Origin of the sequence: Rhodopirellula europaea 6C (genome assembly GCF_000338295.1) — a bacterium.
Taxonomy (GTDB): domain Bacteria; phylum Planctomycetota; class Planctomycetia; order Pirellulales; family Pirellulaceae; genus Rhodopirellula; species Rhodopirellula europaea.
In genome coordinates this window covers 1-5532 of sequence record NZ_ANMO01000043.1, presented here as the reverse complement: position 1 = coordinate 5532, position 5532 = coordinate 1, and the positions used below count along the sequence as shown (strand labels likewise).

The 5532-nt window shown below is 56.0% G+C and carries 5 protein-coding genes; 2 read left to right on the top strand and 3 right to left on the bottom strand.

Going from position 1 to position 5532, the window contains the following annotated elements:
• Positions 1-250 precede the first annotated feature (250 nt).
• The 3 genes from RE6C_RS03985 to RE6C_RS03975 form a co-directional block, all read right to left on the bottom strand.
• On the bottom strand, positions 251-682 hold the full coding sequence (locus RE6C_RS03985; protein ID WP_008654077.1) for an EF-hand domain-containing protein: 432 nt from the start codon (positions 680-682) through the stop codon (positions 251-253).
• 136 nt (positions 683-818) lie between these two features.
• The gene (locus RE6C_RS03980) at positions 819-2291 is read right to left on the bottom strand and encodes a FecR domain-containing protein (RefSeq protein WP_008654076.1); all 1473 of its coding nucleotides are present in this window, start codon (positions 2289-2291) and stop codon (positions 819-821) included.
• Entirely contained in the window at positions 2288-2806 is a 519-nt protein-coding gene (locus RE6C_RS03975; RefSeq protein ID WP_008654075.1) for a sigma-70 family RNA polymerase sigma factor, read from the bottom strand. The genes RE6C_RS03980 and RE6C_RS03975 overlap by 4 nt, the downstream gene beginning before the upstream one ends.
• Before the next feature lie 220 nt (positions 2807-3026).
• On the opposite strand from RE6C_RS03975, the gene RE6C_RS03970 reads away from it, so the two are divergent.
• Both RE6C_RS03970 and RE6C_RS29840 read left to right on the top strand, forming a co-directional pair.
• A complete protein-coding gene (locus RE6C_RS03970; RefSeq protein WP_008654074.1) occupies positions 3027-4370 on the top strand; it encodes a polysaccharide pyruvyl transferase family protein in 1344 nt (447 codons plus the stop codon).
• Between the two features lie 346 nt (positions 4371-4716).
• A partial coding sequence (locus RE6C_RS29840; protein ID WP_008654073.1) for a tyrosine-type recombinase/integrase occupies positions 4717-5532 on the top strand: 816 nt, incomplete at its 3' end.

Here is a 5532-nt window from a genome sequence, read left to right as displayed (position 1 = left end):
CATTCGCGCAACTCACGGGGTCAATTGGCCTTGCGGTTTTCGACCTAAGGGAATTCGCCCCCTCACCCAGACGACGGCTGAACGCCGCGTCTGACCTCTCCCCCAACGAAGTTGAGGGAGCGGTGACAATCGCTGCACCGTGTCCTCGACCTGCAAACCCAAAGATTGAACAGTCCAGGCTTGCGGTCTGTCGTCTTGCAATAGCCCGCCCATCGTTTGTCAAACAGCGTCATACACACCGGTGCATCGATCATTCACCAGGGCGTTTGGGCTGAACACCTTTGTCCTGATTGCGTGCGCCTCGTTGCCCATCGGCTCCCGGTCGCATGCCTTCTCGCCCCTGGCCTTGCCGCCCACGCATGCCTTGCCCACGCCCTTCGCGAATTGAGGTCAGTGCCGCGGCCAATTCTTTTTCGTTAAGAGCACCGTCGCCATCCTTATCGTGGTCCTTGATCAGCTTGGCCGCGATCTTGGTCGCGTCCAGTTGCATGCCAGCACCCATGCGTCGTCGGGCTTGCGGGTCACGCTCGCCGTCTTTGGCCATTCGATTGGGTCTTTGAGCGAACGCGACCGACGAGATCAATGGCAGGGCGGTTCCGCCGGCCAGCAATTTCATTAGGAAACGACGTCGTTGTGGGTGTTCATTGGCAGGCTGCATCGAAGCTTTGTTTGCGTTCTTCATGGTTAATTCCTGTGTGGGAACCGGGGCAAAAGGATTGATCCAAAGGAACGGTCGGTGAAAAGTGTTCGGTCGCATTTGTCGGAATGGCCCGATGAGCAGTTCACAAAAATTGCAACTGGCACTTCGTTGTTACTCATCACTTGGGGCGTCGTGAAAAAAACGGGCGGATGGATGCGTCAACAATCACACGGACGTGATCGCCTCGCCGGCCAAACGACATCAGGCTCAGATCAATCGTCCGGCGGTCTTCGCTGAGCGTGATGGTGTCGCTGATGCGTTTCGCATCCAGTTCCAAACCTTGTCCGAATGGAAGGCCAGCGGCACTGCGAAGCGAGAACCGGCCATCGGTTGCGAACAACGTTTTGTCTTGAACGATCACGCCAAGAATCGGTTGTTGAAACGTGATGCTGCCTTCGACCAATTCCAAGTCGCGAATCAGAGGGCGTGGGCGGTTTATCGGGGCGTCGTCCGACACCTCGGGATTGAACATCAATAGGAACGAACGCACGCGGCGATCCGTCGGAATGTCCGATGGCAACAACTGCGTCGCCTTCGTGTATTTGCCGGGCTGGGTGATGTCGACCGAACAAGGGGCTTGCAATCGAGTCGCGTAGCCTTCGGGCAGTACAAAGACGCGACGGTCACTTTGGATTCGGTTGACAGAACGTGGCCAGGGAGGAGCGAACCGGAACGCGCCGGTTGATTTGACGATTCCCGAGCTGAACGGCCACAGTTTTTCAAAACGCTGAGTTTCAAAAGCAATGTCGCTCATGCTGCCGTCTGATGTCAGTTCGACGCTTTGGCCCTCGGTCAGCAAACGCTTTTGACGGTCCTTGTCCGTGACCACTTCGACTTCCCCGTCGAAGACCGACACCTTGGACAATCCATCGCGGTCGAGTTCGATTCCAAATGCGGTCCCCAAGTCGATGACTTGTGCCGACGGCGTGTCAACGCGAAAACCTTCGGCACCCGGTGGAACGGTGGCCGACAAAAGCCCGTAGGCCAATTTGGTTCGATCAATCGATTGCAATTCGTACGATGCCGGGCCTTCGAGCGTGACCTCGACCCCGCTGTCGAATTGAACCTGCACAATGCCTGATTGCAGTCGAATGGTTTGGGCGTCCAAACGGTCGCCGGATTGTGAAGAGTGATCGTCGTCCCAAGTCGCATCAATGGACTGGACCAATGTTGCGAACGTTGTGTCCGGTCTATTGTCAGGAGCCACCGGAGCAGAAGGAGTTTGTGCGACGGATGGCCCGGTCGGTTGATTGGGTTTCGAGGGATCATCGGTCGAGCGAATGGCCCATCCGGCAACCAACAAGATCGCCGCTGCGATGGCAGCGATCGTCCATGCTATCCGTTTGCCCAGCGGAGAATTCGCGGGTGATACCGGAGTTGGCTCGGTCGGTTCCGTTTTCGCGGGATCTTGTTCGGTGAATTGTTGCCAGCTCAGTTCGGCCGTCATCCGTTCGTCGAAGTGAACCGCGTCAACGAATCGTTTCGCATGATCCGGATTCGCGTTGATCCAAGTTTCCAGTTCGGACAATTGATCTGGCGTCAGGGTTTCATCCAGATAGCCGTCGATCAAAGTTTGAATGTGAGTGCTCATCCGTTGGCACCCTCGGATACGAACTTGTCTTCGATGCATTCACGCAGTTGTTCTCGGATTCGTTGCAAGGCTTTGGAAACCGAGTTTGCGGTCATGCCAATCTGTTCGCTAATCGTGATCGGTTTGAGTCCCTTCTGATATCTCAACTCGCAGATCTTTCGGGCTCGACCTGGAAGTTGATCGATGCAAGTCGGCAGATGATCCAGTTCCTCCGGTGGCGTTGATTGCTCGAACGTCGACTGCAAATTCGCAATCGTGTCTTCGTTGAACACCAAACGGTCGCGTCGCTTGCGTCGCAAATACAGACTGATTTGGTTGCGAGCGACGCCGATTGCCCAACCCTGGAACGCTTGCGAGGAATCGTAGGATTCGAAGGAATTCAAAACCGCGAGCGCAGTCTCTTGCAGCACGTCTTCACGATCGCGGCGATCTCGAACCACCGACGCAACGAAAGCGGCCACCACCGGCTGAGCCGAGGTCCACAATCGGGTCGCATGGCGTGTTGAATCGTCCACTCAAAACTCCTGGTAATTGGTTTGCATCAGTTCCTTATCCGCCCAACTCAAATCATGACATGAATGCGGCTGTTTTTTTGAAATTTGTCATTTCGCCATCTTCCATGGGACCAGTTGTTCTCCATTGCTGGAGTACGATGGAGTCCGCAATCCCACCTCAAAAGACCGGCGTGAACAAACGTTTCTGTGCCCGTCCCTACCTCATGTGCCCCACTTCTAGATGACTCATTCTGAAATTGAAACTCAGTTTTCTGCCATTGACCGACGTGCCTTCTTGAGCGGGTCGGCCAGGACGGGACTTGCAGCAGGAGCGATCGCAACGAGCAGTTCGCTATGGCCATCGCTGGCTTCTGCCAACGATGGAAAGACGCCCAAACGAGTTCTGCTGCGGTCTTCTTGGCAAACCGTCAACATCGGCGACATCGCCCACACGCCGGGTGTGCTCAGCATTCTTCGCAAGCACCTGCCCGAGGTGGAAGTCACTCTTTGGCCATCGAACGTCGACAACGGCGTGGAGGAATTGCTGCGAAAGGAATTTCCCAAACTGAAGATTGCCAAACCAAGGTCAGAGGAGTTGAAGCGGGCTTTCCAGGAATGTGATTTTCTGCTCCACGGATCGGGAGCGGCCATCGTCGCCGAACGTGACTTGGAACGATGGCGAGAGGAAACGGGAAAGCCTTACGGCATCTATGGCATCACTTTCCCGATGAAGAAGTCTTCGGCGACGACGGCCCGCAACGAAGAGGCGATGGCTCGGTCGGTCGAGGTGTTGAACCATGCGAGGTTCGTCTTCTTTCGAGACAGCAAATCGCTGGAACTCGCCAAGAGTCTTGGTGCGTCCGCTCCGGTGATGGAGTTTGGTCCCGACGGTGCTTTCGCGTGTGACTTGCGAGACGAACCCGCGGCGGATCGTTTCTTGGCGGAGAACCGATTGGAGCCGCAGAAGTTTCTGTGTTGCATCCCTCGCCTTCGCTACACGCCGTATTGGACGATCAAACCCAACGTCAAATTTGATCCGATCAAGCACGCTCGCAACGAAGCGATGAAGGAACACGACCATGCGCAACTTCGCGAAGCGATCGTGCAGGTTGCTCGCGAAACGGATCACAAAGTACTGGTCTGCCCGGAGGATCGCACTCAGATGGCGGTGGGAAAAGAGATGCTGATCGATCGCTTGCCAAAGGATGTGTTGTCGCGAGTCGTTTGGCGTCCGAATTATTGGCTGACGGGGGAAGCGGTCAGCGTTTACATGAAGAGCGCCGGGTTGTTTGGCAATGAAATGCATTCACCGATCATGTGCATCGGCCACGGCATTCCCGCGATCGTTTGTCGGTTCGAGGAACAAACCAGCAAAGGCTACATGTGGGAAGACATCGGCTTGGGGGATTGGTTGTTCGATCTCGATTCGGATACCGATCGCAACCGCATCGTCCCGACGGTTTTGCAGATGGCAAATGACTTGGACGCCGCCAAAGCCAGGGCGGATGAGGCACGCCGATTCGTCGAAAAACGCCAACGCGAAACGATGGCGGTTCTGCGGAAAGAGCTCGCCAGTGTGTCCTGACACATGAGCTAGAAAAAAAGATGGAGTTGATTCCTGTGAGCCGTTTGGGCGTTCGCCCCGATTGGGTGCGGGAATCGGGGCGAACGCTGGGCTGCGAAATGTTTGCGATTGTGGCGGCCATGTTTTTCGCAGTTTTCATCCCGGGATCGAGAGTGGCAGCGTGGGGGCCGCCGCATCAGATCAGCATTCTGTTGTCGATTCAGCAACAGATCTGGCCTTTGAAGACTGTCCGGCCATTCGTTGTTCCGAAAACAGGGCCGGATCGAGATGAATTCGCATTGTTTGTCACGCTCGACTTGCTGAACGTTTGCGAAACGTGTCTTCGCCTTATTTGCTGGAGCAGCTCATGTCTCGTCTTGTCGCACCGGATGCACCCCGTCTCTATACCAACGGCCAACCGTGGCGAAACGCTCGCGGCCGAGACGCCCCGCGACACGCTGTGGAGACGGAATTCAAAGCGGAGCATGCCGTCGTCGACCTCTCGACTCAGCCGCCCAAGCCGTTGGTTGTTAAATGTCTGGTCCGCGAGTTGCGGATCCGATTTTACTCCGTCAACACCATCAAAAACTATCGCTCCGCTTGGGTCTGCTTCCTTCGCTGGTACCGAGGACCGCTGGACCAGATCGACCAAGAAGACATTCGGGACTACTTGGAACTGCTGGTCAATGGCGGCGCGTCGGCGTCGGAGGTCAGCGTCACTTTGTCGGCACTGCGAACCGGCCTGGACAAATTCTGTTTGTTGCGTTGCACGGTTGGACTGGTGTCCCCGCGAAAGTCAAAGCAATTGCCTGTCGTGATGTCCAAGAAAGAGGTTCAGCGAATGATGGAGGCCGCTCGCACGTTGCGTGACAAGTTGCTTCTCACCGTGCTGTATGCAACCGGTTTGCGAGTCTCGGAGGTCGCCCGTTTGCAGTGGTCGGACTTCGATTTCGATCGCCAACAAATTCGGGTTCAACTTGGCAAAGGCAAGAAGGATCGCTATGTCATGTTGGCCGACGATTTGTTGCCGCTGATGCGGCAGTTGTGGCGGCGCACCCAAGGAATTGGCTACCTGTTTCCTTCCGAAGACGGGCGTGTCGGCCGGCATCTTTCTCCGCGGACGATCCAACGTGCGGTCAAGCAGGCTCGGATTCTGTCGGGAATTGGCAAGGCGGTCACGCCG

Excerpts from the sequence above, each read along its gene's own strand:
- RE6C_RS03980 (WP_008654076.1), bottom strand. The coding sequence starts at position 2,291 with ATGAGCACTCACATTCAAACTTTGATCGACGGCTATCTGGATGAAACC.
- RE6C_RS03985 (WP_008654077.1), bottom strand. The coding sequence starts at position 682 with ATGAAGAACGCAAACAAAGCTTCGATGCAGCCTGCCAATGAACACCCA.
- RE6C_RS03970 (WP_008654074.1), top strand. The coding sequence starts at position 3,027 with ATGACTCATTCTGAAATTGAAACTCAGTTTTCTGCCATTGACCGACGT.